Consider the following 1,968-nt stretch of genomic DNA (forward strand, 5'->3'; position numbering starts at 1 on the left):
TTTCATCGGTCGATCCAATGTGCTTACCGGTACAGTGGTAGCCACGCAAGGTGACAACATTCGCGTGCGAGTAGCCGATGGCACGGTGTTCACTGCGCCCCGGGTAGCCAACACTGCATCCGATTTGGTGTCGGTGGACGATGACGTCGCAGTTTCGCTTCGTCCTGAGGCCATCACCCTCACCATTGCTCCTCCAGTCCGCCAACCGGACCAGCTTGAAGGACGTGTGCTCACCGCTGAATTCACGGGTGCAGTGAATATCTACGAAATTGACTGGCTTGGACAGACCCTCGTGGTCTCCGTGCCGGACTCCTTCGACCGTGCCGTTCCCGGCGATCTGGTGACGATGGTTCCCACACACGGGCTTGTCTGGATGGTTCAGGCATGAGGCTGGCCCGTCGTCGGTCTGGGCTCACCTCCTCCGACCGTTTCGTCTATCTCATCTCGATCCCACTCATCCTCATCCTGCTCGTCTATATCGTCATCCCCATGCTCGCCACGGCGTTCACCAGCATGGAGAATGGCGGCAGTGCGTACGAGAGCTTCCTCTCCGGCAGCGCCAGCAAAGCCCTTGGCCTGTCCGTTGGCATCGCGTTCGCATCAGTCATCTCAACGGCCCTGATCGGCACTGGACTGGCCGTCATGCTGACCCGGTTCGAGTTCCCGGGACGCAAGGTACTTCGAATATTTGCCCTGCTCCCCCTGGCACTCCCCCCGCTCATCGGTGCCGTTTCCTTCTACTTCCTCTACGCGGAAAGCGGCATCCTGCCGCGCTTCTTGTCCGAATATTTCGGAGCGGATGCCCAAGCTGTATCAGCCAACGGTGTGTGGGGGGTCATTCTCGTCCATAGCCTGACGATGTACCCCTATTTTTATCTCTCTGTTGCGTCCGCACTCAGCGGTTCCGACGCTTCGATGGAAGAAGCCGCGCTAAACCTCGGCGCAAACCGGCTCACTATGTGGCGCACCGTCATCCTGCCGATGCTGACACCGGCGCTCGTGTCAGGGGCACTCCTGACCTTTATGGTTTCCATGGCGTCTTTCACAGCGCCGCAGTTCTACAACGTGCCGACCCTGACCATGCAGATCGTTGCATCCCGAACCAGTGGTGCATATTCCACTGCCGCGGCGCAGTCCGTCGTGCTTTCAGTGGTCTCGATCCTGTTCCTGCTGGCCATGCGGTGGTACCAAAATCGCCGGGTATATCGGGGATCCTCGAAGGGCACCCCCCAGGCCGTGACCGTGCTCCATGGGACGTTCGCCAAAGTGAGCGCAGCCATTGGTGCTTTTGTGGTGATCGTGATCTTGATGGCCCCTGCGGCGACCATTGTGCTCCTTGCCTTCACCGTGGACGGTACCTGGACGACTCAGATTCTTCCGCCGGAATACACCCTGCAGAATTTCGTGAACATCTTTTCTGACCCGGCGTCCCTTCGTCCGATCATGGTCAGCACCCAGACTGCCTTCCTCGGAATGATCGGCTGCGTCATTATCGGTGTGTTGGCGGCGTTCGTGGTGACCCGGTGGAAGGGACCAGGCAAGGGCCTGCTCGACGTGATGGTCATGATTCCTTGGGCCCTTCCGGGTACGGTCATCGGAGTCAACCTCGTCACCGCATTTGCCGCTCCTACCCCTTTCAACTTCGGACAGGTGCTGATCGGATCCCTTTGGATTCTGCCCATTGCGTACTTCGTGCGCTTTCTCCCACTCGTATTCCGGTCGGCCAACGCATCATTGGCGCAGATTGACCCGTCTATGGAGGAAGCTGCTCGAAACCTCGGTGCCGGCACGTGGCGCGCTATTCGGACTATCACCGTGCCGCTGATGTCTCGAGGGATCCTCGCCGGAGCGCTGATGGCATTCATTCAGGGGTTCGGTGAATACGTCGCTTCCGTGGTGATCTATCCGGCCCGTTATGCTCCGGTGTCCGTAGAGATCTACAACCGAATCTACTCCAACGAGTTCGGA

General features: G+C 59.0%; 2 protein-coding genes. Both read left to right on the plus strand.

What is annotated here, in order from left to right:
* The coding region (locus tag JF66_RS18580) for a TOBE domain-containing protein (RefSeq protein WP_035880338.1) at nt 1-388 on the plus strand (388 nt) is incomplete at its 5' end.
* Nucleotides 385-1,968, plus strand: a 1,584-nt coding sequence (locus JF66_RS18585; RefSeq protein WP_051973750.1) for an iron ABC transporter permease, incomplete at its 3' end; no start/stop codon positions are given. The genes JF66_RS18580 and JF66_RS18585, both read left to right, overlap by 4 nt.

It is taken from the genome of Cryobacterium sp. MLB-32 (assembly GCF_000738085.1).
Classification (GTDB): Bacteria; Actinomycetota; Actinomycetes; order Actinomycetales; family Microbacteriaceae; genus Cryobacterium.